This window comes from Methylobacterium aquaticum, from assembly GCF_001043915.1.
Classification (GTDB): Bacteria; Pseudomonadota; Alphaproteobacteria; order Rhizobiales; family Beijerinckiaceae; genus Methylobacterium; species Methylobacterium aquaticum.
Genome location: NZ_LABX01000092.1, coordinates 30,187 through 54,048, shown reverse-complemented (window position 1 = coordinate 54,048; position 23,862 = coordinate 30,187). Strand labels below are relative to the sequence as shown.

Annotated in this window: 23 protein-coding genes and 2 pseudogenes; 14 read left to right on the top strand and 11 right to left on the bottom strand. The window is 70.6% G+C overall.

Annotation, left to right across the window (positions count from 1 at the left end):
* Positions 1–14: 14 nt before the first annotated feature.
* The gene (locus VP06_RS12885) at positions 15–467 is read right to left on the bottom strand and encodes a cupin domain-containing protein (RefSeq protein WP_048464175.1); all 453 of its coding nucleotides are present in this window, start codon (positions 465–467) and stop codon (positions 15–17) included.
* 209 nt (positions 468–676) lie between these two features.
* Here VP06_RS12885 and VP06_RS12880 point away from each other — a divergent pair, with 209 nt between their 5' ends.
* The 9 genes and pseudogenes from VP06_RS12880 to VP06_RS12845 all read left to right on the top strand — a co-directional run bounded on the left by VP06_RS12880 (position 677) and on the right by VP06_RS12845 (position 6,770).
* Positions 677–1,531 carry an urease accessory protein UreD gene (locus VP06_RS12880; protein WP_048464174.1) on the top strand — a complete coding sequence of 285 codons (855 nt, stop codon included), beginning with the start codon at positions 677–679 and terminating at the stop codon, positions 1,529–1,531.
* Between the two features lie 99 nt (positions 1,532–1,630).
* Positions 1,631–2,251 (top strand): urease subunit gamma, encoded by a 621-nt coding sequence (locus VP06_RS12875; RefSeq protein ID WP_048464173.1) that lies wholly within the window; start codon positions 1,631–1,633, stop codon positions 2,249–2,251.
* The gene (locus tag VP06_RS12870) at positions 2,248–2,808 is read left to right on the top strand and encodes an HD domain-containing protein (protein WP_048464172.1); all 561 of its coding nucleotides are present in this window, start codon (positions 2,248–2,250) and stop codon (positions 2,806–2,808) included. Before VP06_RS12875 ends, VP06_RS12870 begins: the two co-directional genes overlap by 4 nt.
* Positions 2,808–2,966 (top strand): annotated as a pseudogene (locus tag VP06_RS38730) (hypothetical protein); the annotation flags it as partial. The gene VP06_RS12870 and the pseudogene VP06_RS38730, both read left to right, overlap by 1 nt.
* A gap of 181 nt (positions 2,967–3,147) precedes the next feature.
* Entirely contained in the window at positions 3,148–3,417 is a 270-nt protein-coding gene (locus VP06_RS12865; RefSeq protein WP_048464171.1) for an AbrB/MazE/SpoVT family DNA-binding domain-containing protein, read from the top strand.
* Positions 3,414–3,815: a type II toxin-antitoxin system VapC family toxin gene (locus tag VP06_RS12860; protein WP_053081754.1), complete on the top strand. Its 402-nt coding sequence runs from the start codon at positions 3,414–3,416 to the stop codon at positions 3,813–3,815. Before VP06_RS12865 ends, VP06_RS12860 begins: the two co-directional genes overlap by 4 nt.
* A gap of 16 nt (positions 3,816–3,831) precedes the next feature.
* A complete protein-coding gene (ureC, locus tag VP06_RS12855) occupies positions 3,832–5,559 on the top strand; it encodes an urease subunit alpha (protein WP_048464170.1) in 1,728 nt (575 codons plus the stop codon).
* Between the two features lie 28 nt (positions 5,560–5,587).
* Entirely contained in the window at positions 5,588–6,091 is a 504-nt protein-coding gene (locus tag VP06_RS12850) for an urease accessory protein UreE (RefSeq protein WP_048464169.1), read from the top strand.
* Positions 6,084–6,770, top strand: coding sequence for an urease accessory protein UreF (locus VP06_RS12845; RefSeq protein ID WP_245291160.1), 687 nt, complete (start codon positions 6,084–6,086; stop codon positions 6,768–6,770). Before VP06_RS12850 ends, VP06_RS12845 begins: the two co-directional genes overlap by 8 nt.
* A gap of 74 nt (positions 6,771–6,844) precedes the next feature.
* Here the strand turns inward: VP06_RS12845 and VP06_RS12840 are convergent, their stop codons facing one another.
* The 9 genes and pseudogenes from VP06_RS12840 to VP06_RS12805 all read right to left on the bottom strand — a co-directional run bounded on the left by VP06_RS12840 (position 6,845) and on the right by VP06_RS12805 (position 16,566).
* Positions 6,845–7,984, bottom strand: coding sequence for an amidohydrolase/deacetylase family metallohydrolase (locus VP06_RS12840; protein WP_048464167.1), 1,140 nt, complete (start codon positions 7,982–7,984; stop codon positions 6,845–6,847).
* A 37-nt stretch (positions 7,985–8,021) separates the two neighbouring features.
* Complete coding sequence (locus tag VP06_RS12835) at positions 8,022–9,017, bottom strand: ABC transporter ATP-binding protein (protein ID WP_048464166.1); 996 nt, start codon at positions 9,015–9,017, stop codon at positions 8,022–8,024.
* Entirely contained in the window at positions 9,014–10,039 is a 1,026-nt protein-coding gene (locus VP06_RS12830) for an ABC transporter ATP-binding protein (protein WP_048464165.1), read from the bottom strand. The genes VP06_RS12835 and VP06_RS12830 overlap by 4 nt, the downstream gene beginning before the upstream one ends.
* A complete protein-coding gene (locus tag VP06_RS12825) occupies positions 10,032–10,955 on the bottom strand; it encodes an ABC transporter permease (RefSeq protein WP_048464164.1) in 924 nt (307 codons plus the stop codon). Before VP06_RS12825 ends, VP06_RS12830 begins: the two co-directional genes overlap by 8 nt.
* Entirely contained in the window at positions 10,952–11,893 is a 942-nt protein-coding gene (locus VP06_RS12820; RefSeq protein WP_048464163.1) for an ABC transporter permease, read from the bottom strand. Before VP06_RS12820 ends, VP06_RS12825 begins: the two co-directional genes overlap by 4 nt.
* A 10-nt stretch (positions 11,894–11,903) precedes the next feature.
* Positions 11,904–13,496 carry an ABC transporter substrate-binding protein gene (locus VP06_RS12815; RefSeq protein ID WP_048464162.1) on the bottom strand — a complete coding sequence of 531 codons (1,593 nt, stop codon included), beginning with the start codon at positions 13,494–13,496 and terminating at the stop codon, positions 11,904–11,906.
* A 361-nt stretch (positions 13,497–13,857) separates the two neighbouring features.
* Positions 13,858–14,052: pseudogene (locus VP06_RS34890) on the bottom strand (transposase); the annotation flags it as partial.
* Positions 14,053–14,242: 190 nt separating this feature from the next.
* Positions 14,243–15,376 (bottom strand): L,D-transpeptidase, encoded by a 1,134-nt coding sequence (locus tag VP06_RS38080; protein WP_053081752.1) that lies wholly within the window; start codon positions 15,374–15,376, stop codon positions 14,243–14,245.
* A 59-nt stretch (positions 15,377–15,435) separates the two neighbouring features.
* Positions 15,436–16,566 carry a polysaccharide deacetylase family protein gene (locus tag VP06_RS12805; RefSeq protein WP_197093195.1) on the bottom strand — a complete coding sequence of 377 codons (1,131 nt, stop codon included), beginning with the start codon at positions 16,564–16,566 and terminating at the stop codon, positions 15,436–15,438.
* 382 nt (positions 16,567–16,948) lie between these two features.
* On the opposite strand from VP06_RS12805, the gene VP06_RS12800 reads away from it, so the two are divergent.
* The 5 genes from VP06_RS12800 to VP06_RS12780 all read left to right on the top strand — a co-directional run bounded on the left by VP06_RS12800 (position 16,949) and on the right by VP06_RS12780 (position 23,425).
* Positions 16,949–17,821, top strand: a complete 873-nt coding sequence (locus tag VP06_RS12800; RefSeq protein WP_245291159.1) for a transketolase — start codon at positions 16,949–16,951, stop codon at positions 17,819–17,821.
* The gene (locus VP06_RS12795) at positions 17,821–18,765 is read left to right on the top strand and encodes a transketolase family protein (RefSeq protein ID WP_048464161.1); all 945 of its coding nucleotides are present in this window, start codon (positions 17,821–17,823) and stop codon (positions 18,763–18,765) included. The genes VP06_RS12800 and VP06_RS12795 overlap by 1 nt, the downstream gene beginning before the upstream one ends.
* Complete coding sequence (locus VP06_RS12790) at positions 18,762–20,729, top strand: NAD-dependent epimerase/dehydratase family protein (RefSeq protein WP_048464160.1); 1,968 nt, start codon at positions 18,762–18,764, stop codon at positions 20,727–20,729. Before VP06_RS12795 ends, VP06_RS12790 begins: the two co-directional genes overlap by 4 nt.
* Positions 20,726–22,354: a hypothetical protein gene (locus VP06_RS12785; protein WP_048464159.1), complete on the top strand. Its 1,629-nt coding sequence runs from the start codon at positions 20,726–20,728 to the stop codon at positions 22,352–22,354. Before VP06_RS12790 ends, VP06_RS12785 begins: the two co-directional genes overlap by 4 nt.
* Before the next feature lie 111 nt (positions 22,355–22,465).
* Positions 22,466–23,425: a class I SAM-dependent methyltransferase gene (locus VP06_RS12780; protein WP_053081748.1), complete on the top strand. Its 960-nt coding sequence runs from the start codon at positions 22,466–22,468 to the stop codon at positions 23,423–23,425.
* Positions 23,426–23,445: 20 nt separating this feature from the next.
* On the opposite strand, the gene VP06_RS36260 is transcribed toward VP06_RS12780, so the two are convergent.
* Positions 23,446–23,832: a hypothetical protein gene (locus tag VP06_RS36260; protein ID WP_156295568.1), complete on the bottom strand. Its 387-nt coding sequence runs from the start codon at positions 23,830–23,832 to the stop codon at positions 23,446–23,448.
* Between the last annotated feature and the right edge of the window lie 30 nt (positions 23,833–23,862).

Sequence of the window (23,862 nt, the reverse complement as noted above, 5' to 3'; positions counted from 1 at the left end):
CGGTCGGACCGGCCCTACGCCATCACGTCCCCCTCCGGTGGCCGCAACGCATCGAGTTCCGGCAGCAGCACCACGCTCTCCTGCTCGTTCGGGTCGGTGCGGGCGATCACCGCCGTGCAGGTCTCGGTCCGGCTGGCATTGTAGGGCAGGTGCGGCACCCCGGCCGGGATGTAGACGAAGTCCCCCGCCCGGCTCCACAGGTGGTGCTCCAGCCGTGGGCCGTACCAGGTGCCGGCGACGCCGGAGAGCACGTGGAGCGCCGTCTCGTGCGCCTCGTGCAAGTGCGCCTTCGCGCGGGCCCCCGGCGGCAGGGTGACGAGCTGCATGTGCAGCCCCTTGGACCCCACCGATTCGGCCGAGACCGCCGGGGCGTAGGTCAGGGCCTGCTTGCCGACATAGTCGGCCCCCGGGCGCACGACCCGGCAGGCCGTCCCGGATGAGGTGGCATCGGATGACGGCTCGTCCATGGCGAAATCCCTCCGCGTGACCGGCGCGGAGCTTACGCGCATCCGGTGCGGCGGGCCCATGGGTTTCTCGGTTTTCCGCCGCACGCGCATGCGGTCCGGCGGGCGGAGGACGCGACATCGTGGAGGAACGGGGGCTTGCCTGCGGGACCCGTCGCGCGGTCTAAGCGTGGCTTGACCGAGGGCCGCCCGCGCCCGCCTCCTAGCTCACGATGCCGCATTCCCCCCTCCCCGACGCCCTCCGCCGCCAGCGCTCGATCGGGCACGTCGCGCTCACGGTCGCGCGGATGCCGGGCGGTGCCACCCGAATCACCGATCTCGCCGAAGCCGGCCCCTTGCGCCTGCGCCTGCCGCGGCCCGAGCCGGGACCTTCGCCGATGGAGGCTGTCCTGCTCAACAGCGCGGGCGGCATCGCCTGCGGCGACCGCTTCACGATCGAGGGCCGGCTGGGTCCAGGAGCCGATCTGGTGCTCACCACGACGGCGGCGGAGAAGATCTACCGCTCGGACGGGCCGGTGACGCGGCTCGACGTGGCGCTCGCCCTCGAATCCGACGCCGCCCTGACCTGGCTGCCGCAGGAGACGATCCTGTTCGACGGCGCCCGCCTCGCCCGGAGCTTCGCCGCCGAGATGGCGGCGGAGGCGCGCCTCACCCTGTTCGAGGCCCTGGTCTTCGGCCGCGCCGCCCGGGGCGAGGTGATGCGGACGGGGATGCTCACCGATTCCTGGCGCATCCGCCGGGCCGGGCGGCTCGCCTATGCCGACACGTTCCGCCTCGACGGCGACATCGCCGAGACACTCGCCAGGCGCGCCGTGGCCGGCGGCGCCCGGGCGATGGCGACGCTTCTCCACCTCGCCCCCGACGCCGAGAGCCGGCTCGACCAGGCCCGCGACCTGATCCGGGCCGCCGGCTGCGAGGCATTGTCGGTCGAGGCCGGCGCGAGCGCCTGGAACGGGATGCTGGTGCTGCGCCTGCTCGGCGCCGAGATCGGTCCGTTGCGGCTCGCCGCCGCCCGGATCCTCGACGGCTTCCGCGGCCGGACGCTGCCGCGGGTGTGGCAAACCTGACGGCTCGGTTCTTGCTCGGCTGCTCGCGCCGGCACAATCTTGCTTCGCGGCCGAGCCTCGGCGAAGGATGGACGCAACCGTGACCCAGAGGACGCACCCGTGCTGCTGACACCCCGCGAGAAGGACAAGCTCCTCGTCGCCATGGCGGCGATGGTGGCCCGCAACCGCCTGTCCCGGGGCGTGAAGCTCAACCACCCGGAGGCGGTGGCGCTGATCACCGACTTCGTGGTCGAGGGCGCCCGCGACGGCCGCACCGTGGCGGAGCTGATGCGCCTCGGCGCCCAGGTCCTCACCGCCGACCAGGTGATGGAGGGCGTGCCGGAGATGATCCACGACATCCAGGTCGAGGCGACCTTCCCGGACGGCACCAAGCTGGTCACCGTCCACCACCCGATCCGCGGCACCCCCGCCACCGACGTGCCGGGCGAGGTGACGACGCCAGACGGCGAGATCGTGTTCAACGAGGGCTCGACCCGCACGGTGATCGAGGTCGCCAATACCGGCGACCGGCCGATCCAGGTCGGCTCGCATTACCACTTCTTCGAGGTCAACCCGGCGCTCCGCTTCGACCGCGACAAGGCCCGCGGCCAGCGCCTCGACATCGCACCGGGCACGGCGGTGCGCTTCGAGCCGGGGTCGACCCGGGAGGTGGTGCTGATCCCGATGGGCGGCGCCCGCGCGGTCTACGGGTTCCGGGGCGACGTGATGGGGGCTCTGTGAGCCCCCCCGATACGGTCCTGCGTGAACACGTTGCGCTCGTCACGCGGGCCGCTGACTTCGCGGCCCGGCGGCACGCGGATCAGCGCAGGAAGGGCACGGAGCGCGAGCCTTACGTGAACCATCTCGCGGAGGTGGCAACGCTTCTCGCCGAGAGCGTCGAGGAGCCGAACGCTTGGCTGGTCGCGGCCGGCTGGCTCCACGACACGATCGAGGACACGGAGACGACGCACGACGAGCTGGTGCAGCTGTTCGGATCGAAAGTCGCCGACCTCGTCGCCGAGGTCACCGACGACACGTCACTGTCCAAGGCGGAGCGCAAGCGTCTTCAAGTCGCGCGGGCGCCACACAAGTCGCCGGATGCCAAGGCGATCAAGATCGCCGACAAGATCAGCAACCTGCGTTCCCTGGTGGCAAGTCCCCCTGCCGACTGGGCCCAGGCGCGGATCCTCGATTACGTCACCTGGGCCGAGAGCGTCGTCGCGGGATGCCGCGGCACGAATGCGGCCCTCGAATCCATCTTCGATCAATCTGCCGTCGCGGCGCGGGGAGCGGTCTGATGTCGAATACCGCCAAACCCGCCAGCCTCCCCCGCGCCGCCTACGCGGCGATGTTCGGGCAACCCAAGGGCGACCGCATCCGCCTCGCCGACACCTCGCTGGTCATCGAGGTCGAGCACGACCACACCCGCTACGGCGAGGAGGTGAAGTTCGGCGGCAAGACCGGCGGCCCGCGTTTCGGTACGATCCCGGGCCTAAGCCGATTTCGCCGAAGTGGCCACCGGTTCGGCGATAAAAATCTGCGACAAAACAAGAGCCTAAGCGCGCGAAGCGTTGGCCTGCCAACGCAAGCCTGCTTAGCCACTCACGGAATACGTGTCTGATCAAGCGGGAGGCATCATGCGGCATTTCGCACTCACGCTCACGCCGGAGGGACATGTCGCTCTCCCGGTCGAGGCCCGCGACGCTCTCGGCATCGCGCCGGGCGAGCGCCTTTCGCTGGTCGTGGACGATGACGGGCGCGCGACGCTGCAAAAGCCCGACGCCTTGCACCACTTGCGCACCATCGCTCGTCGCGCCCGCGCCCAGGCCCGGCCCGCCGCCGCCAGCGACGACCCGATCGGCGATTATCTCCTGGCCGAGGACGAGCGCACGAAGTCGGGTCGATGATCGGGATCGATACGAACGTTCTGCTTCGCTACGCGCTCGAGGACGACCCCGGGCAATCTCCGCGCGCCGCCGCCCTGCTGGAAAGCGACGATCGGTGGGCGGAGCCGGCCTTCGTCAACCTGGTCGTCCTGCTCGAATTCGTCTGGACGGTGCTGCGCCAGGACGGCTTCGGGAAGGCGGACGCCATCGCCATGCTCGACACGCTGCTGGCCTCCCGTGCGATCGTTCTCGCCGACAGGTCCGCCGTTGCCGCAGCGGTCGAGAAATGGCGCACCGGCAAGGCCGGCTTCCAGGATTACCTGATCGGCTGCCTCAACCAGGAGCGCGGCCTGCCCACGACCTTCACCTTCGACGCCGTTGCGGCGAGGGACGCGACCTTCTCACCCATGCCCGCCTGACCGGACCGCGCCAGCCATGTCCAACACCCCCAAACCCGCCAGCCTCCCCCGCGCCGCCTACGCGGCGATGTTCGGGCCGACCAAGGGCGACCGCATCCGCCTCGCCGACACCTCGCTGGTCATCGAGGTCGAGCACGACCACACCCGCTACGGCGAGGAGGTGAAGTTCGGCGGCGGCAAGGTGATCCGCGACGGGATGGGGCAGAGCCAGGCCAGCAATGCCGGCGGCGCCGTCGACACCGTCATCACCAACGCGGTGGTGCTGGACCATTGGGGCATCGTGAAATGCGATGTCGGGCTGAAGGGCGGGCGGATCGCGGCGTTCGGCAAGGCCGGCAACCCGGACATCCAGGACGGCGTCACCATCGTGGTCGGGCCGGGCACCGAGGTGATCGCGGGCGAGGGCAAGATCCTCACCGCCGGCGGCTTCGACAGCCACATCCACTTCATCTGCCCGCAGCAGATCGACGAGGCGCTGAATTCCGGCGTCACCACGATGCTCGGCGGCGGCACGGGCCCGGCCCACGGCACCTTCGCCACCACCTGCACCCCCGGCCCCTGGCACATCGCCCGGATGATCGAGGCGGCCGACGCCTTCCCGATGAACCTGGCCTTTGCCGGCAAGGGCAACGCCTCGAAGCCCGACAGTTTGGTCGAGATGATCCGGGCCGGCGCCTGCGCGCTGAAATTGCACGAGGATTGGGGCACCACGCCCGCGGCGATCGATTGCTGCCTGTCGGTGGCCGACGCCCACGACATCCAGGTGATGATCCACACCGACACGCTCAACGAATCGGGCTTCGTCGAGGACACGATCGCCGCCTTCAAGGGCCGCACCATCCACGCCTTCCACACCGAGGGCGCCGGCGGCGGCCACGCGCCGGACATCATCAAGGTGGCGGGGCTGCCCAACGTGCTGCCCTCCTCCACCAACCCGACGCGGCCCTTCACCCGCAACACCATCGACGAGCATCTCGACATGCTGATGGTGTGCCACCACCTGTCGCCGTCGATTCCCGAGGATCTCGCTTTCGCCGAGAGCCGGATCCGCAAGGAGACGATCGCCGCCGAGGACATCCTGCACGACATCGGCGCGCTCTCGATGATGTCGTCGGACAGCCAGGCGATGGGCCGGGTCGGCGAGGTCGTCATCCGCACCTGGCAGACCGCCGACAAGATGAAGCGCCAGCGCGGCGCGCTTCCGGGCGACTCATCCGGTAACGACAACGCCCGGGCCAAGCGCTATGTCGCCAAGTACACGATCAACCCGGCCATCGCCCACGGCCTGTCGCGTCATATCGGCTCGGTCGAGGTCGGCAAGCTCGCCGATCTGGTGCTGTGGTCGCCGGCCTTCTTCGGCGTGAAGCCCGACCTGATCCTCAAGGGCGGCGCCATCGCGGCGGCGCCGATGGGCGACCCCAACGCCTCGATCCCGACGCCGCAGCCGGTGCATTACCGCCCGATGTTCGGTGCCTTCGGGCGGGTGCCGGCCAAGACCGCCCTCACCTTCGTGTCGAAGGCCGCGATCGAGGCGGGCCTTCGCGAACAGCTCGGGGTGGCGAAGGAGCTGGTCGCGGTCGAGAATGTGCGCGGCGGCATCTCGAAGAAGAGCATGATCCACAACGACGCCACCCCGGTGATCGAGGTCGACCCCGAGACCTACGACGTGCGCGCCGACGGCGAGTTGCTGGTCTGCGAGCCGGCCGAGGTGCTGCCGATGGCGCAGCGCTACTTCCTGTTCTGAACGACCTGACAGGCGATCCCCTCACCCCATGATCCGCGCCACCCGCGTCATCCGCCGCGACGCCCTCGCCGCAGGCGAGATCGTCGACCGCATCGTGCTCGATTCCGGCGACCGGCACCGCCGCCGCCTGGCGATGCGCGGCGTCGGCGGCCTCGCCTTCCTGCTCGACCTGCCGGAGCCCGTCATGCTCGACGACGGCGACGCGCTCCGGCTGGAGGATGGGCGGCTGGTCTGGGTCGAGGCGGCGCCCGAGAGGCTTCTGGAGATCCGCGCCGCCAGCGACCACGCCTTGAAGCGGCTGATCTGGCACATCGGCAACCGGCACATCCCGGCCGAGATCGGCACCGACGCGCTCTGGATCGCCCATGACCACGTGCTCGCCGCGATGGTGGAGGGGCTGGGCGGCACCGCGACCCCGGTGGAACGGCCGTTCCGGCCCGAGGGCGGCGCCTATGCGGGCGGGCACGCGCACGATCATGGGCACGGGCCTCACCATCATCACGACCACCCGCACGACCACGCCCATGGCTGAGGCGGTCCCGGACGCCCTGGTGCTGCTGGCCTGGCTCTCGCCGGGCTATCCGGTCGGCGCCTATGCCTATTCGCACGGCCTCGAATGGGCGGTGGAGGCCGGCGACGTGCGCGACGAGGCGACGTTGCGCGACTGGCTCGCCGACGTGCTGGAGCACGGCGCCGGCCGCAGCGACGCGATCCTGGCCGCTCACGCCCATGCCGCCGCGGCGGCGGGGGACGCCGAGGCGCTGGTGGCCGTCAACGACCTCGCCCTGGCGCTCAGCCCGTCGCGGGAGCTGCACCTCGAGACCAGCCAGCAGGGCCGCTCCTTCCTCGATGCCACCCGCGCCGCCTGGGACGTGCCGCGCCTCGCGGAACTCGCGCCCCGTCTCGACGGGCCGGTGGCCTATCCGGTCGCGGTCGGCGCCGCATCCGGCGCCCACGGGCTCGACCGCGGCACGGTGCTGGCGGCCTATCTGGCGGCCTTCCTGCAAAACCTCGTCTCGGCGTCCCTGCGCCTCGCTCCGGTCGGCCAGACCGCCGGCACGCGGGTGGTCGCCGCCCTGATGCCGCGAGCCGCGGCCCTGGCGCGCAGCGTCCAGGACCGGCCGCTCGACGAGGCCGGGACCGCGACCGTGCGGCTCGATCTCGGCTCGTTCCGGCACGAGACGCAATATACGCGGATCTTCCGGTCGTAAGCGCCGCCGAAGACCCGCCGAGCGGGACAACGGAACGGTCCCGGCCCGGCCTGCGACGGGCCGCGGAACGAGGCTTACGCCGGATGCCACCACCGTCCGCGCAGCACCACGCCGTCCGACGTGATTCGCCGGTCCCCGGTCATGTGCTCGCCCAGCACGTCGACATAGTCGAACGCGCCCTCGCGCACGGCGAGCACCGTCGCGTCGCCGAGAGACCCGACCTTGAGGCTTCCGTGTTCCATGCGCTTGAGCGCCAGAGCGGCGTTCATCGTCGAGGCGGCGACGACCTCGGTCAGGCTCATGCCGAGGCAGAGCATCTTCGACATGGTGGTGACCTGGTCGAAGGCCGGGCCGTCGATGCAGAGCGCATGAACGTCCGACGAGATCGTGTCCGGCTGGAAGCCGCCGGCCAGCATGGCGCGGGCGGTCTTGAAGGCGAAGGAGCCCTTGCCGTGGCCGATGTCGAACAGGATGCCGCGTTCGCGCGCCTGACGGACCGCTGGCTTCACGGCGCCCTGCGCGGTGACGGGTGAGTTCGGGAACGGCCGGAAGGCATGGGTCAGCACGTCGCCCGGGCGCAGCATCGCCAGGACCGCCTCGTAGCTCGGCGGCGGCTCGTCGATATGGGCCATCAGCGGCAGCCCGGTCTCCTCGGCGACCTGGAGGGCAATCTCCAGGGGCGCGATCCCCTGCTCGCCCGAGGCATGGGCGCCGACCCGAACCTTGATGCCGACGACCACGTCGCGGTTGGCCTCGGCCACCGCCACCGCCTCGCGGGGCGCCATCAGGCGCATGTCCTGGCTCTCACCGACCATCACGGTCTTGGAGAAGCCGTAGATGCCCGCGAACGAGACGTGGAGATAGGCGAGGATCCGGGCCTCGGACCGCTCGATCACGTGCTTGCGGAAGCCCGCGAAGTTGCCGGGCCCGGCGCTGCCGGTATCGACCGAGGTGGTGACGCCCGACTGCCGGCAGAACGCATCGGCATCGATGCCGAGCGACGTGCCGCCCCAATAGACATGGGTATGCAGGTCGATGAGGCCCGGGGTGACGATCGCCCCGTTCATCTCCCGAACCTCGGTCTCCTCCCCTGCGGGCAGACCACGGCCGAAGCCCGAGACGAGGCCGTTGGCGAAGGCGACGTCGGCGAGGCCGTCGTGGTTCTGCGACGGATCGATGATGCGGGCGCCCCGCAGGATCAGTTCATGCTGCAAGGCTCTTCCCCTGACTTTGATCACGATGAGACACCGATCATGCGGCCCGCGCCGGCAAGGCGGTATCATCGAGGTGACAGGCTGCGAAGTGGTTGCCGCCGACAGGGTCGAGCCGCGGCTCCTCGATGCGGCAGCGGTCGAAGGCGTGCGGGCAGCGGGTGTGGAAGCGGCAGCCGCTCGGCGGGTCGATCGGGCTCGGCACGTCGCCGCGCAGGACGATGCGGGTGCGCCCGGCATCGGGCTCCGGCACCGGCACGGCGGAGAGCAGGGCCTGGGTATAGGGATGCTTCGGCGCCAGGAAGATCGCCCGGCGCGGGCCGATCTCGACGATCTTGCCGAGATACATCACCGCCACCCGGTGGGTCATGTGCTCGACGATGGCGAGGTCGTGCGAGATGAACAGGAGCGCCAGGTCGAGTTCCCTCTGCAAATCCTGCAGCAGGTTGACGATCTGCGCCTTGACCGAGACGTCGAGGGCCGAGACTGCCTCGTCGCAGATGATCAGGTCCGGCTCGGCGGCGAGCGCCCGGGCGATGCCGATGCGCTGGCGCTGGCCGCCGGAGAATTCGTGGGGAAAGCGCGACAGCGCCTCCCGCGGCAGGCCGACCCGCTCCATCAGGGCGGCGAGGCGCGCATCGAGATCGGCGCGATTTCGGGCGAGGCCGAAATTGCGGATCGGCTCAGCCAGGATGTCGCGCACCCGCATCCGCGGATTGAGCGAGGAAAACGGATCCTGAAAGACCATCTGGATCCGCCGGCGCAGGGGCCGCAGCGCCCCGGCCGAGAGATCGTCGATGCGCTGGCCCCCGAGCACGACCTGGCCGGAAGTCGGCGGAAACAGCCGCATCAGGCTGCGGGCAACCGTCGACTTGCCGCAGCCGGATTCACCGACGAGGGACAGGGTCTCGCCCTTCTCCACCGTGAAGGAGACGCCGTCCACCGCCTTGAGGCTGCGGGCGCCGCGGCCGAGCAGGCTGCCGCCGAGGAGGAAGTGCTTGCGCAGGTCGTTGACGGCAAGGAGCGGGGTGCTCACGCGGCAAGCGCGTCCTTCGGCGCATAATGGCAGGCGGCGAGATGGCCCGGCGCCTTCGGCTCCAGGGCCGGGGCGTGGCTGCGGCAGAGATCGGTGACGGAGGGGCAGCGGCCGGCGAAGACGCAGCCGTCGATCCGGGTCTTCAGGCTCGGCACCATGCCGGGGATCTCGGCGAGGCGCTGGGGGGCGCCTGGCTGCTCGGCGGCGCCGAGGCGCGGCACCGCGCCCATCAGGCCGCGCGTATAGGGGTGGCGGGGCGCGCGGAAGAGGTCGCGGACCGCCGCCTCCTCGACCTTGCGGCCGGCATACATCACCACCACCCGGTCGGCGACCTCCGCCACCACGCCGAGATCGTGGGTGATCAGCATGATGGCGGCGCCGACCCGGCTCTTGAGGTCGCGCATCAGGTCGAGGATCTGGGCCTGGATCGTCACGTCCAACGCCGTGGTCGGCTCGTCGGCGATGAGGAGCTTGGGCGAGCAGGCGAGCGCGATGGCGATCATCACCCGCTGGCGCATGCCGCCGGAGAGCTGGTGCGGGTATTCCCGCACCCGGCGCCGCGGCTCCGGGATGCCGACCAGCGTCAGCATCTCCACCGCCCGTTCCTCGGCGTCCTTCCGCGAGAGACCCTGGTGCAGGCGCAGGGTCTCGCCGATCTGGCGGCCCACGGTCAGCACCGGGTTGAGCGAGGTCATCGGCTCCTGGAAGATCACGCTGATGGCGTTGCCGCGGATGGCGCGCATCTCGCGCTCGGAGAGCTGAAGCAGGTCGCGCCCCTCGAACCGGATCGCGCCGGAGAGCCGCGCCGGCGGCTCGGGCAGGAGCCGCAGGATCGACATCGAGGTCACCGACTTGCCGCAGCCGGATTCGCCGACGATCGCCAGGGTCTCGCCGGCGCCAATGGCGAAGGAGACGCCGTCGACCGCGCGGTTGACCCCGTCCGGCGTGCGGAAATGGACCTGGAGGTTCTCGACGGAGAGGAGGGCCGAGCCCCGCGAGAGAGAGTCCTTGGAATCAGACATCCTTCGCCATCCGCGGGTCGAGGGCATCGCGCAGTCCGTCGCCGACGAGGTTCACGGCGAGCACGGTGAGCGACAGGAAGATGGCCGGGAACAGGATGATGTAGAACTTCACCTGCCAGAGCGCCCGTCCCTCGGCCATGATGTTGCCCCAGGACGGGGTCGCGGGCGGGACGCCGGCACCGATGAAGGACAGGATCGATTCCGCGATCATGGCGGAGGCGCAGATATAGGTCGCCTGGACGGTCATCGGCGCCAGCGTGTTGGGCAGGATGTGGCGCCAGATGATCATCGGCATGCGGGTGCCGGTGGTCACCGCCGCCTCGACATAGGGCTGCTCGCGCAGGGACAGCACGACGCCGCGCACCAGCCGGGCGACGCGAGGAATCTCCGCCACGGTGATCGCCAGGATCACGTTCCCGACCGAGCCGCGCGTGAGGGCCATCAACGCGATGGCGAGCAGGATCGGCGGGATCGACATCAGGCCGTCGACGATCCGCATGATGATCCCGTCGGCCCAGCGCACCATGCCGGAGACGAGGCCGACCACGAGTCCGGCGACCGAGGCGAACAGGGCCACCGCAAAGCCGACGAGGAGCGAGACCCGGGCACCGTAGACGACGCGGGAATAGATGTCGCGCCCGAGCATGTCGGTGCCGAACCAGTACTGGCCGGACGGCACCCGCGTGCGGCGCGAGGTGCTGATCGCGGTCGGATCGACGGTGCCGAGATAGGGCGCGAGGACCGCCATCAGGGCGACGACGAGCAGGATGGCGCCGCCGATCACGATGGTCGGGTGGCGCCGCCAGACCCGGCGGATCCGGCCATACGCTTGTCGCCGGGGATAGAGATCGGGCAGCGGCGGGGCGACAGCGAGACCGGGGGGCGCGTCGCCCCCCAACGGATGGGCGGCGCTCAATAGCGGATCCTCGGGTCGATGAGGGTGTAGAGAAGGTCGATCGCGAGGTTCACCAGCACGTAGGTGAAGCTGAACAGGAGCACGACGCCCTGGATCACCGGATAGTCGCGCCGCAGGATCGCATCGACGGTGAGCCGGCCGAGGCCCGGAATCGCGAACACCGTCTCGGTGACGACGGCGCCGCCGATGAGGAGCGCGATGCCGATGCCGATCACCGTGACGATCGGCACCGCGGCGTTCTTCAGCGCGTGGACGAAGAGCACGCTCCCCTGCGCCAGGCCCTTGGCGCGCGCCGTGCGGACGTAATCCTGCTGGAGGACGTCGAGCATCGTCGCCCGGGTCACCCGGGCGATCAGCGCGATGTAGACGAGGCCGAGCGTCAGCGCCGGCAGGATCAGGTTGGCGAGCCAGGGGCCGACCCCCTGCTCGATCGGCGTGTAGCCTTGCGCCGGGAGCCAGCCGAGTTCGAGGGCGAAGACGTAGGCCAGCAGATAGCCGACGACGAAGACCGGCACCGAGAAGCCGAGCACCGCCCCGCCCATCACCAGCCGGTCGACGAGCCGCCCCGCCTTCCAGGCCGCGAGGACGCCGAGCGGCACCGCGACGAGCACCGCGAAGACGAGGGTGACCAGCATCAAGGACACCGTCGGCTGCACCCGCTGCCCGATCATGGTGGTGACCGGCAGGTTGGTGAAGATCGAGGTGCCGAGATCCCCGTGCAGGATGCGCCAGGCCCATTCGCCGAAGCGGACCAGGAACGGCCGGTCGAGGCCGAGCGAGGCGCGGATGCGCTCGATATCGGCCGGCGACGCCTGGTCGCCGGCGATCAGCGCCGCCGGGTCGCCGGGGGCGAGAGAGAGCAGGCTGAACACGAACAGCCCGACCACCGCCATCACGGGAATGACGGCGAGGACGCGCCTGACGAGGAAGCCGAACACGGGAGTTTCCTCAGGCTTTGGACACGCCCCAGGTGAAGGGCAGCGGCCCCTTGCCCACGCCGGTGACGTTTTTCCGCCAGGCCTGGTAGCCGAGGAAGTAGCCGGTCGGCACGTAGACGCCACCCGCCACCGCTGCGGCATTGACCTTGTCGATCGCCGCCTTCTCGGCCGCCGGATCGGCGGCGTCGAACCACTCGGTGATGCCGGCCTCGACTGGCGGCAGGTCGGGCCAGCCGAACCACGCCTTGTCGCCGTTGGCGCGGATCGCCGGGTAGACCGCCGGGTTGATGCAATCGGCGCCGGCATGCCAGGTGTGGAACATGTTCCAGCCGCCCTGCGACGGCGGCGCCTTCGAGGCGCGCCGCGTGCCGACGGTGCCCCAGTCGGTGGCGACGAAATCCACCTTCATGCCCATCTGCTTGAGCAGGTCGGCGGTGACGTCGCCCATGTTCTTGGTGATCGACTGGTCCTGCGCCACCACGCAGACCACCGGCTCGCCCTTGTAGCCGGCCTCGGCCAGGAGCTTCTTCGCCGCCGCGATGTCGCCCTTGCCGATGTTTTGGCCGCCCGCCTCGCTGTAGAGCGGCGTGCCCGGGGTGAAGAAGCCGGGCAGCGGCTTCCACAGCTTGTCGTCGTCGCCGATCAGCGACCGCATGTAATCCTCCTGGTTCATGCCCATGAGCACGGCCTGGCGGATCTTCGGGTTGTCGAAGGGCGGATGCAGGTGGTTCATCCGGAACGAGCCGATATTGCCGAGCGGGTCGGCGATGTCGACGTTGATGTTGGCGTTCTTGCGCAGCAGCGGGACGAGATCCGGGATCGGGTTCTCCCACCAATCGACCTCGCCGTTCTGGAGCGCCGCCGAGGCGGTGGCCGGATCGGGCATGATGATCCACTCGACCCGGTCGACCAGCATGCGCTTGCCGCCCGCCAGCCACGAGGACGGCTCGTCGCGCGGCTTGTAATCGGCAAATTTTTCGAAGACCGCGCGGGCGCCGGGCACCCACTCGGCGCGGGCGAACTTCATCGGGCCCGAGCCGACATACTCGGTGATCTGGGTGAAGGGATCGGTCTTGGCGATCCGCTCCGGCATGATGAAGGCGCAGGGCGCGTTGTTCTTGCCCAGCGCCAGCAGCAGCTTGGGGAACGGCTTCTTGAGTTGCCAGCGGAAGGTGCGGTCGTCGACCGGGGCCAGCTCGGCCTGGATCGCCCGGATCATGATGCCCATCGGGTCGCGGGCCGACCAGCGGGTCAGGCTCGCCACCACGTCCTTCGACAGGACGGGCTCGCCGTCATGGAACTTGAGGCCGGGCCGCAGGCGGAAGGTCCAGGTCAGGCCGTCGGCCGAGACCTCTTCCGACTCGACCATCTGGCGCTGGGGCTTCAACTGGGCATCGACGCCATAGAGCATGTCCCAGACGAGGGCGGCGGCGTTGCGGACGACGTATTGCGTCCCCCAGATCGGATCGAAATTCGCGAGGTTCGCTTGCGGCACGAAGCGCAGCACCTTGGACGGCTGCGCGAGCGCCGGGGCGGCGAACTGGGGAGCCATGCCGGCGGCGCCGAGGGCGGCCGAGCCTTTCAGAAATGTCCTGCGGTCCATGCCGTATCCTGCCTGCGGGGCCTGTGGTCGTGAGCCGTGCCCGCTCCCCGAGGAGCCGGCTCTCCCGCGAGGTTCGCCCCGGTCCGATTGCTCGGTCAAGGCGGATTGCAGGGTTTCCAACGGTCACGCTCGCCATGTTTGCAAGCTTCGCGCCAAGGCCGAACGAACGGGGATCGGTTAGGGGCGACGCCACGCGCCCTCATCCCTCGTGCCGACAAGCGTCCGGTCGATGTCGCGCGCGTGCAATCCGCCCTGTTCGAGTCATCATCGCTCTCCGGGAGCATCGGGACTCTGGCGATGACTCTGGTGTCGGCATCGGGGGTGGGCCGATGGGATCGCGTGCCGGGATCATCAAACCCTCCTAGAAACCCCGGCCTTCAGGCCGGGGAGCCCGCGCATTCTCCCGTTGCTGTCGGACGTATTGGGCGACCACAGAGAGCGGAGCGCCGCCACAGGACGCCACGAAATACGACGGCGACCAGAGAACGCCCTGGTGGCAGCGTCCGGTGATCTTGGGACGCATGTCTCTGAGCTTGCGGCTCGACACGCCTTTGAGGCATGCTTTTTAAGGTGTTAAATACTTGGAGTTGCTGCAAAATGCGATTGCGGTGCGGCCAAGCTTGATGGGGCATTCGGCGGTCCAGAGTGCTCCGGACAGCAGAATGCTGATCTGAAGAAAATGACGCGTCGCCATCAGATGAATACCAAATTTTTATCAGTAAAAACCACCTTAAAAGGCATGGCCCTCAGATCACCTGAACCTTGGTGCCGACGGGGACGAAGCGGTAGAGTTCGATCACGTCCTCGTTGAGCATCCGGAAGCAGCCGGCCGAGGCGGCCCGGCCGATCGAGCGCGGATCGGTGGTGCCGTGGATGCGGTAGAGCGTCGAGCCGAGATAGAGCGCCCGGGCCCCGAGCGGGTTGCGCGGGCCGCCGGCGACGGTGCGCGGCAGGCCCGGCCGGCTGCGCCGCATCTCTGGCGTCGGGGTCCATTGCGGCCATTCCTGCTTGGCGGTGACCGTCTGGACGCCCTTCCAGGTCGTGCCGGGACGCCCGACCGCCACCCGGTAGCGCACGGCCGTGCCGTCGCCGCGCACGAGGAAGAGGAGGCGCGCCGCCGTATCGACCACGATGGTGCCGGGAGCTTGCGCCCCGGGATAGCCGACCACCTTGCCGCGCCGCACCGCCGGCAGCGCGACGGGCGGCGGGGCGAGCGGGGGTGCGGACGCATCCGGCAACGGGTCGACCGGGAGGGCGGCCACGCGCAGGGGTGCACCCGGCATAGGCGCCGAGGCCGCGAGAGGCGCGATGGCCGCAACGGGCGGCACGGCGGGGGCCGGTCCGGACGGCGCGGCCGGTGCAGGGGCGTGCGGCGAGGAGTCCGGCTCGGGGGCGAGCGAGGTGAGGCGCATGGGCGCGTCCGGCAGCGCCGGTGCCGGGGCGACACTGGCCAGGATCGCGCCCGCGACAGGGCTCTGCGGCGTCTCGGCGGCGGCAGCCGGGCGGGCGCGGCAGCGATAGACGCGCTGCCCATCCGCCCGCATGGTCGCCGTCCCGATCGCGTCGACGACGATCTGCCGCGGCTCCGCCCGGGCATTCGCCCGCAGGTCCTCGGCCGAGCGGACGCAGCGCATGTGGAGGCGGTAGCCGATGGCGGTGTCGGAGACCCTGTCGATCCGGCAGCGCAGGTCGTGCGCGTCGAGCCGCGCCTCGGCGGCGGGTGTCAGCCGGATCTCGAACGCCCGCGGGCTCGCCGGGTCGGCGCAGTCGCGCGGGGTCGGCGCCCACCAGCCCGCCGGCGACTCGTCGGCACTCATCGCCTGGGCGGTGCCGACGCTGCACAGAAGAAGGGCGGGCAGAAGCCGGCCGAGACGTCGCATCGTGGGGGGACTTCCGGGCAGGACCGTAAAACAAGCGCAAGGGCGGGCGCGACGGGGGCTCACCGCGCGGGCGGGCCGCCCGCCTCGGCGACGGCGCGGAAACCGGCGGACTTCGGGGCGGTGCCGATCACCACGAAACCGCGCCAGCCGGCCAAGGACCCGAGCCCGGGCCTGAAGGCACGGGCGGCCGGGCCCGGATCGGCGATCAGCGCGACGCGGACCTCCCCGATGGACCGGCTCTGGTCCCCGGCCGGCGGCGGCTCCGGAGATTCCTCGAACAGCCCCGTCCGCAGGAGGACCGGCGCCTCCACGGCGAAGGCTTCCGGCGGACGCGCGGCGACGCGGAAGGACGCCATACGGGCGCCGAGCCGGTCGAGGGCGAGGCGGATCGGCTTGCCCTGCGGGGCGTCCAGGGCCGCGAGCGCGGCCCGCGTGTCGCCCTGGGCTGGCACCACGTGGACGACGCGGTAGCCGCGGGCTTTCAGCCGGCGCAGCAGCTCGGGCAGGATCGCCACGGTCCGGGGCTGGATGTCGTGGAGCAGGATGATGCCCCGCCCCGCGGCATCGAGGCGCCTCATCACGCGATCCATCACCGCCGCCGGGGTGATCCGCTTCCAGTCGTCGCCGTCGACGTCGACACTGAACGGCACCAGACGCTGCGCGGCGGCGTAGCGGTCGAGGGCGGCGTTATGCCCGAGGCCGGGGAAGCGGAAGAACGGCGACAGGGCCGTCTCGTCGTCGGCGAGGACGGTGCGGGCGGCCTCGAGGCCGCCATTGATCTGGTCCCGCCGCACCTGCGGGCTGTCAACCCGGTTCAGGTAGCGGTGCGACCAGGTATGGGTCGCGATGGTATGGCCCTCGGCGGCGGTGCGGCGCAGGGTGTCGGGGAACTGCGCCACCAGGCTGCCGATGACGAAGAACGTCGCTTTCACGCATTCCGCCTTGAGGGCTGCGAGCACGGCGTTCGTGCGCCGGGGCAGCGGGCCGTCATCGAAGGTCAGCACCACCTCGCCGCGCGCGAGCGGCAGGCTGCGGCCGTAGCTCGCCGTCCCCACCGGCCCCTGGGTGAACGGCACTTCGAGGGTGCGTGCGGTGCCGAGCGCCTCGGGCCCGCATTCCTGCGCCGCGGCGAGGGCCGGCGGCAGGCACAGGATTCCGGACAGGAGCAGCAGGAGCCTGAAGCAACGCACGCACAAACCCCACCACAACCGTCGTTTGCCCGACGAAATTTCTCACGCAAACCTGAGTCAGCGGTAAACGCATCGCCGTCCTGCCGCCGTCGCTCCGGGACCGGCAGACGGCCTTCTCCTCGCCCGCGCCGGCGAAACCGGCTCGCCACCGGGTCGACAGGGTCCAACTCCTGAGCGGGCAGGGACTTGCACGAGAGGACGGCGCTTGCATGCGCGACCATCGACGAGCCGGATCGACGCGGCTCCACGCCTCATGGCGGCCTATGCCGGCAACCGGCACCCAGGCCTGGAAGCCCCCGCCCGACCTGCCGCCGCGGCTCCTTAACCCGACGCTAACCACGGCCGTCGTTCCGTGGCCGCAAGGCAGCGGAATCTCGGTCGGATGGCACGGCGTGGACACACCCTCAGGGCGGAGACCCCGCGGCACGGCGCGGTCCCGGCGGCGCCCGCGCCGCTCGCGCCCGGTCTCCTGACGCTGGCGCGCTGGCGCCTGCTGGCCATGCACCGGATGGCCGGCGTCGGCCATGTCGGCGGCAACCTGTCGGCCCTCGACGCGATGATGCTGGTGCATCACGAGTTCCTGACCGAGGCGGACCGCTTCGTGCTCTCGAAGGGCCATGCGGCGGGCGCGCTCTACGTCACCCTGTGGAGCCGCGGCCTGATCGCCGAGGCCGAACTCGACACGTTCCATGCCGACGGCACCCGGCTGCCGGGGCATCCTCCCGCTGGGCACCCGGCCGGACGCGGGCTCCCAGGGATCCGCTTCGGGACCGGCAGCCTCGGGCACGGGCTCTCGCTCGCCGGCGGCCTCGCCCTGGCGGCCCGGCTGCAAGGGCGGCAAAACCGGGTGTTCTGCCTGACCTCCGACGGCGAATGGCAGGAGGGTTCGACCCTCGAAGCCCTGATCTTCTGCGCCCACCGGCGGCTGTCGAACCTGACGATCCTCATCGACCACAACCGCCTCCAGGGTTTCGGCACCACCGGAGAGGTCGCCTCCCTCGACCCGATCGGGCGGGCCTTGAGCGGCTTTGCCGTCGAGATCCGCGAGGCGGACGGGCACGACCTCGCCGACATGCGCCGCGCCCTGGTGCCCGGGACCGACCAGCCGGTGGTCGTGGTGCTCCACACCGTGAAGGGCCACGGCGTGCCCGCCATCGAGGGGCGCCTGGACAGCCACTACCTGCCGCTCACCGAGGAGCAGGTCCGCGAGGCGATGCTCGGTTCCGACATCCTCGGCAACGGGGAGACGGCCTGATGCGGCGCGAATTGTGCGAGGCGCTGGTCGCCCGGGCTTCGCGCCCCGACCTCGTCTTCCTCACCGGCGACCTCGGTTTCGGCGCCCTCGAACCGCTGCGCGACGCGCTGGGGGAGCGATTCCTCAATGCGGGCATCGCCGAGCAGAACATGATCGGGGTGGCGGCGGCGCTTGCCAGCGAAGGGCTGGAGCCCTGGACCTACACCATCGCGCCGTTCTGCTACGCCCGCGCCTTCGAGCAGATCCGCAACGACGTCTGCTTCCATCGCCTGCCGGTGCGGATGCTCGCCAATGGCGGCGGCTACGGCTACGGGGTGATGGGCCCGACCCATCACGCGCTGGAGGATTACGGCATCCTCTCGACCCTGCCGTCGTTGCGCATCCTCGTTCCCGCCTTCGACAGCGACGTCGCCGCCGTGGTCGAGGCGGCCGGACGCGATCCGGGGCCGGTCTATGTCCGGCTGGGGCGCGGCGAGCTGCCGGCGGGCTGCACCGCGCCGCCCTACGCGCCCTGGCGCCGCCTGCGCGAGGGGAGCGGGCCGGTCATCGTGGCGGTCGGGCCGATGGCGGGCGTCGCCTGGTCGGCCCTCATGTCGGAGGCCGAGGACGGGCCGGAACTCTGGGCGGTGAGCGAGCTGCCGCTGGCGATGAGCCCGCCGCCGCCGGCCTTCGTGCAGGCGCTCGCCGGTCGCAAACTCTGCGTCGTCGAGGAGCATGTCGCCCAGGGCGGCCTCGGCCAGGCCCTCGCCGCCTGGTGCCTGGAGACCGGCATCGCGGTCGCGGGCTTCCGCCCGGTCACGGCGGCCGGCTACCCGTCCGGCACCTACGGCTCGCAAGGGTTCCACCGGCGCGAGAGCGGCCTCGACCCGGATGCGCTCCGGAGCCTCTCGCGGGATTACTTGCCGGATCACTTGCCGGATCACTTGCAGGGTCTCTCGGCATGACCGGCTCGTCCGCCGACTGGATCGACACCCTCAAGGGTCCCATCGCCGTGCTCGGCGCCGGGGGCTTCGTCGGGTGCAACCTGTTCCGCCACATCCTGGCGCGCCGCCGCGACGTCTATGCCGTCGCCCGGGTCCTGCCGGCGCCGCGGCTGCGCGGCATCGACCCGTCCCACCTCGTCGCCGTCGACGTCACCGACAAGGCGGCCATCGCCAGCTTCGTCGAGACGATCCGCCCGGCGACGGTGTTCGACTGCATCGCCTACGGCGCCTATTCCTTCGAGACCGACGCCGACCTCATCTATGCCACCAACTTCACCGCCCTCGTCTCGCGGGTCGAGCGGCTGGCCGAGAGCGGCCGGCTCGCGGCCTACGTCCATGCCGGCTCCTCGTCCGAATACGGCCTGAACTCCGCCGCCCCCACCGAGGACGCGGCGCTCGTCCCCAACAGCGCCTATGCGGTCTCCAAGGCGGCGGCGGCGCAGTACATCGCCTATGCGGGCAAGACGCGGCGCTGGCCGGTGGTCAATCTCCGGCTCTACTCGGTCTACGGTCCTTTCGAGGATGCCAACCGGCTGATCCCGGCCGTGGTGTCGCGCGGGATCGCCGGGGGCTATCCCGACTTCGTCGACCCGTCGATCGCGCGCGACTTCGTCTATGTGGAGGATGTCTGCGAGGCGTTCGTGCGGGCCGCCGCCAAGATGTCCCTCGACCTCTACGGCGAATCGCTCAACGTCGGCACCGGGACGCAGACCACCATCGGCGAGCTGGCGCTGACGGCGAAAGACGTGTTCGGCCTCGCCGAGGCGCCGCGCTTCGGCGCCATGGCGCCCCGCGCCTGGGACCTGGCGCGCTGGCAGGCCGATCCGGGCAAGGCCGAGCGCCTGCTCGGCTGGCGCGCGACGACCCCGCTCACGGACGGGCTCGCCCGCACCGCCGCCTGGATGCGCGAGGCGGGCGCCGAACTCTCCGGCCTCACCAAGGCCGGCGCGACCCGGCGCCGGAGCATCGCCGCCATCATCGCCTGCTACAAGGACGAGGAGGCGGTGCCGATCATGCATGCCCGCCTGACCGCGGTGTTCCGCAAGATCGACGTCGATTACGAGATCATCTTCGTCAACGATGCCAGCCCCGACGGCTGCGGCGAGACGATCCGGGACTTGTCCGCCCGTGACCCGCACGTCCTCGGCATCACGCATTCGCGCAATTTCGGCTCGCAGATGGCGTTCCGGAGCGGCATGGAGCTGGCGACCGCCCAGGCCTGCGTGCTCCTCGACGGCGACCTCCAGGACCCGCCCGAGCTGATCGAGCCGTTCTACGAAGCCTGGATCGCCGGCCATGACGTGGTCTATGGCCGAAGGGTCGAGCGCGAGATGCCGGTCGTCTGGGGCCTGCTCTACAAGGCGTTCTACCGGGTCTTCGCCGCCTTCAGCTACATCCGAATCCCGCACGATGCCGGCGACTTCTCGCTGATGGACCGGCGGGTGGTCGGCTGGCTGCTGAACTGCCCCGAGCGCGACCTGTTCATGCGGGGCTTGCGCGCCTATGTCGGCTTCCGCCAGACCGGCGTCGACTACGTCCGTCCGAAGCGGATGTTCGGCACCAGCACGAACAACCTCCTCTCGAACCTCGAATGGGCCAAGCGCGGCATCTTCTCGTTCAGCAACACGCCGCTGAAGATGCTCACCGCCGCCGGGATCGCTCTGCTCGGCCTCTCGGGTCTGATCGGCCTCGCGATGATCGTCCTGCGCCTCGCCGTCCCGGACATCGCCCCGCGCGGCGCGGTCTCGACCCAGCTCGCGATCCTGTTCTTCGGCGCCCTGAACCTGTTCGCGATCGGGCTGATCGGCGAATACGTCGCCAAGATCATGGAGGAGGTGAAGGGGCGCCCACGCCTCATCCGGGCGGCGCTGATCCGGGGCGGCCGGTCCACCGACCTGCCGCCCGAGGGGAGGACGCGCCCGTGACGGCCACCCTCGCGGATCGAGGCCTCCCTCATCCCGGCCTGGACCGGGAGGCCGCCGGCCCGGCGGGAGCGGCCGAGGGCGGGCTGCGCCTCGACGCGCGGCCCGCATCGGTTCGGGCGGCGGGCCTCGGCCACCTGCCCTTCGCCGTCGTGCTGCTGCTCGCCGGCGCGCCCAACCTGCTGTTTCTCGCCACCCATCTCGCCAACGCTCCCCTGGCGGCGGGCTGCATCGCCCTCCTGGCGGCGGCGCTCGTCGTCGTGCTGCGCGATCTCGCCCGGACCCCCGAGGCGCTCGATGGGCGGCTCCTCGCGATCTCGCTGGCGGTGGCCCTCGTGCTCTGCCTCCTGGGCGGCCAGACGCATCTCTTCTTCGCCAACGACGACTGGCTGCTGCGCGACGCGGTCCTGCGCGACCTCGTCGCCGAGCCCTGGCCGGTCGGCTACCTCTATGCCGGCGACGCGACGATGCTGCGGGCGCCGCTCGGCCTCTACCTGCTGCCGGCGGCGATCGGGTCATTGGTCGGCCTGCACGGGGCCCATGTCGCGCTGCTGGCCCAGGACACCGCGCTGTTCGGCGGCCTGTTCTACGGCTTCGCCCGCCTCGCCCCGCCGCGCCGCAGCGGCCTGGTGCTGCTCGCGGTCTTCGTCGGCTTCAGCGGCTGGGACATCGTCGGCAGCACGCTGGTCGGCGACCCGCTCGTGCCCGGCATCCATCTCGAGCAGTGGCTGCGCGACCTGCAATTCTCGTCGCATGTGACGCAGCTCTTCTGGGTTCCGAACCATGCGGCCTCGGGCTGGATCTTCGTCGGCGCCTATGTCCTGTGGCGGTCCTCCGCCCTGCGGGCGACGTCGCTTGCGGTGGTCTTCGGCCTGTGCGTGATCTGGTCGCCGCTGAGCGCGATCGGCGCCCTGCCCTTCCTGGTCGCCGCCCTCGTCGCCGACGCGGCCGCGGGCCGGCTGACCGTCGGCGGCGCTACCGCCCTCGGCCTCGCCGGGATCGGGCTCGCCCCGGTCGCGCTCTTTCTCGGAGCGGATGCCGGGCGCGTGCCGCACGGCCTGCAAGACCTGACGATGGGCTTCGGCAGCCGCTACGTGCTCCTCATGGTCTTCGAGGTCCTCCCGGTTCTCCTCGTCCTGCACTTCGCGCCCGGGTCGGTCCTTGGGGCCGACACATGGACCCGACGCGAGACCGGGCTCGTCCTCGGCGTGCTGCTGCTCGTGCCGCTCTACCGGCTCGGGGCGGTGGATTTCGTGATGCGGGCCTCGATCCCGGCCCTCGCGCTGCTGGCCCTGCGGGTGGGCGCGGTAATGCCGCGCCTGCGCGGGCCGCAGCTGGCGATCGCCGCCGGAATTCTGGGCTTCGGCGCGGTCACGCCGCTCTACGAAGTGATCCGGACCCTGCGCGTGCCCGCCTTCTCGATCAGTTCCTGCAACCTCCTGGCCTCCGCCCGGACCCCGCCCAATAACGGCCCGCTCTATCACTACGTCGCCCGGGTCGAGGCCCTGCGGGGGCACCTCGCCGACCACGTCCTCGCCAAGCCGACGACCCAGATCCGGCTGGTGCCGCAGGCGATGTGCTGGCCCGATCACCCGGCGCATCAGGAGCATGCCGGCGAGGTGTTCTGAGCCTCCCTTCGCGGGCCGGTCCACGGCTCGCTCAAGAACGGAAGGCCGCGCCATCGCCGGACCCGCGGCGGGCGGCCCGGATTCGATCTCATGCCCGACGGAGAGCCCCCCGTGACCCCGGACCACCCGCCCCAAGCCGCCCCGGCTCCGGCCGCGATCCTGCACGGGCTCCAGGGCCGCGACTGCCCGGTCTGCGGAACCTCCGAGCGCGGCGCCGCGCCCTTCCTGTCGGCCTCGATCGATCCTGCCCGGATCGGCACCCTCAGCTTCGCCTCGCGCAAGCCGCCCGAATACATGTCGTTCCGCCTGGTCCGCTGCCGGACCTGCGAGACTGTCTTCGCCGCCGAGGCGCCGAGCGCCGAGGCCCTGGCGCAAGCCTACCGGGATGCCGGTTACGACAGCGCCGAGGAGGCCCGCTACGCCGCCCGCACCTATGCGGAGGCCCTCGCCCCTCGGCTTAGCCCGGAGCATCGCCGGGGCACGGCGCTCGAGATCGGCGCCGGGAGCGGGGTCTTCCTCCAGGAGCTGCTGGATCTCGGCGTCACCGAGGTCGTCGGGATCGAGCCGTCGCACGAAGCGGTGGCGGCGGCCCCGGCCGCACTCCGTCCGCATCTGCGGATCGGCGTGTTCGAGCCCGGCCAGCACCGGCCCGGCAGCCTCTCGCTGGTCTGCTGCTTCCAGACCCTGGAGCACGTGCCCGATCCCCGCGCCCTGACGCGGGCCGCCTTCGACCTGCTGCAACCCGGCGGGCTGATCGCCTTCGTCACGCACGATTACCAGGCTCCGCTCAACCGGATGCTCGGCCGCCGCTCGCCGATCATCGACATCGAGCACATGCAGCTGTTCTGCCCGGCCAGCCTGCGCCGCCTCCTCGGCGATGCCGGTTTCGGGGAGATCGGCATCGCCGCCATCCGCAACCGCTATCCCCTGCGCTACTGGCTGCGCCTGTTGCCCCTGCCGGGACCGATCAAGCCGGCCAGCCTCGCCGCCGCGGAGGCTCTCGGCCTGGGGCAGCGGAGCCTCGGCCTGAATGTCGGCAATCTCCTGAGCGTGGCGCGCAAGCCGGGTTGAGGACGCGAAGCGGATGGGGATCACCCCGTTTCGTGAGCATCTGTCGACGAAAGGGATACCGTCGCGTCGCCGACAATATCGCAAGAGAAAAGATCGAGATCATCTCCTGATTGCACCGTGATTGCGGGCTGATCGAGAGATGATCGTGGGCTCGCCCGACGAGAGCACTGCCCGATCACGCTGCAATCGGGCAGTGCTCTAGACCGAGATGCAGCATCTTGGATCGACATCAGCGGGTCGTCACCCATTGAAGCGTCATCCAGGACGGGTCGGCCGAAGATCAGCGTGGAATAAAAAAACAACCTTTGGTTCTGCTTTTCGAAATATCGCCACGCCCAAGGCCCCGGATGTCTTGGCTTGACATCGACAAATCGAGATGGTCCGACGGCCTCGCCGATCTCGGGCAAGCCCGAGATCGAATTGATCCGTCATCATCT

Excerpts from the sequence above, each read along its gene's own strand:
- VP06_RS12885 (WP_048464175.1), bottom strand. The coding sequence starts at position 467 with ATGGACGAGCCGTCATCCGATGCCACCTCATCCGGGACGGCCTGCCGG.
- VP06_RS12880 (WP_048464174.1), top strand. The coding sequence starts at position 677 with ATGCCGCATTCCCCCCTCCCCGACGCCCTCCGCCGCCAGCGCTCGATC.
- VP06_RS12865 (WP_048464171.1), top strand. The coding sequence starts at position 3,148 with ATGCGGCATTTCGCACTCACGCTCACGCCGGAGGGACATGTCGCTCTC.
- VP06_RS12860 (WP_053081754.1), top strand. The coding sequence starts at position 3,414 with ATGATCGGGATCGATACGAACGTTCTGCTTCGCTACGCGCTCGAGGAC.
- ureC (WP_048464170.1), top strand. The coding sequence starts at position 3,832 with ATGTCCAACACCCCCAAACCCGCCAGCCTCCCCCGCGCCGCCTACGCG.
- VP06_RS12850 (WP_048464169.1), top strand. The coding sequence starts at position 5,588 with ATGATCCGCGCCACCCGCGTCATCCGCCGCGACGCCCTCGCCGCAGGC.
- VP06_RS12845 (WP_245291160.1), top strand. The coding sequence starts at position 6,084 with ATGGCTGAGGCGGTCCCGGACGCCCTGGTGCTGCTGGCCTGGCTCTCG.
- VP06_RS12830 (WP_048464165.1), bottom strand. The coding sequence starts at position 10,039 with ATGTCTGATTCCAAGGACTCTCTCTCGCGGGGCTCGGCCCTCCTCTCC.
- VP06_RS12815 (WP_048464162.1), bottom strand. The coding sequence starts at position 13,496 with ATGGACCGCAGGACATTTCTGAAAGGCTCGGCCGCCCTCGGCGCCGCC.
- VP06_RS38080 (WP_053081752.1), bottom strand. The coding sequence starts at position 15,376 with ATGCGACGTCTCGGCCGGCTTCTGCCCGCCCTTCTTCTGTGCAGCGTC.
- VP06_RS12800 (WP_245291159.1), top strand. The coding sequence starts at position 16,949 with ATGGCACGGCGTGGACACACCCTCAGGGCGGAGACCCCGCGGCACGGC.
- VP06_RS12795 (WP_048464161.1), top strand. The coding sequence starts at position 17,821 with ATGCGGCGCGAATTGTGCGAGGCGCTGGTCGCCCGGGCTTCGCGCCCC.
- VP06_RS12790 (WP_048464160.1), top strand. The coding sequence starts at position 18,762 with ATGACCGGCTCGTCCGCCGACTGGATCGACACCCTCAAGGGTCCCATC.